The organism is Mesorhizobium sp. M1A.F.Ca.IN.020.06.1.1 (genome assembly GCF_004023265.1).
Classification (GTDB): Bacteria; Pseudomonadota; Alphaproteobacteria; order Rhizobiales; family Rhizobiaceae; genus Mesorhizobium.
In genome coordinates this window covers 1-600 of record NZ_RZSR01001669.1, presented here as the reverse complement: position 1 = coordinate 600, position 600 = coordinate 1, and the positions used below count along the sequence as shown (strand labels likewise).

1 pseudogene is annotated in these 600 nt (G+C 65.5%); it reads left to right on the top strand.

The features are described from left to right. Window positions 1-600 (top strand): annotated as a pseudogene (locus EOA60_RS36250) (hypothetical protein); the annotation flags it as partial.

Here is a 600-nt window from a genome sequence, read left to right as displayed (position 1 = left end):
CCTCGGTCTGCACCGACACGGTCGTGAACACCGGCGACAAATTGCGCGACAATCCGGAGCTTGCCGAGCGCCTCGCCGCCGGCGGGCCGCTTGCCGTGCATGGCGTCCAGCTCACGCCAAGCAAGCTGGTCAAGCCGGTAAACGTGCCGCCCTTCGGCTCCTGGGTCGTCGACTTCGACGGCTATTTCGAAGACCCTGACGTCCAGGGCCATGTCGGCGACGTCAGGGTCTGGCGCCCCTGCGAGGGCCGCGCCGGCTATTATGAGGAAATCCCCGGCGGCTTCCTGCCTCCCGTCTATCCGCCGGACTTCCCTCCGCCCGGCAACCTGCCGCCATGCCTTGATGTCGAGGACGTGCAGTATTTCTGCACACCCCGCGGCCTCCGGGCCGACCTCTATCTCGATGACCACGCCGGCTTTGGCGGCGATTCGATCAAGGCTTTGTCCAAGACACCGGGCGTCGGGGTGACCTCACCCATGTCGCATGCGCCGGGCAAGCCCTACACGATCGGCATCATCGGCCATAATCCGGGCGACACCGTCAATGTCGGGCTCTGCTTCCACCTGAAGTCCGACCGGGACAAGGGCGGCTACTATCCTT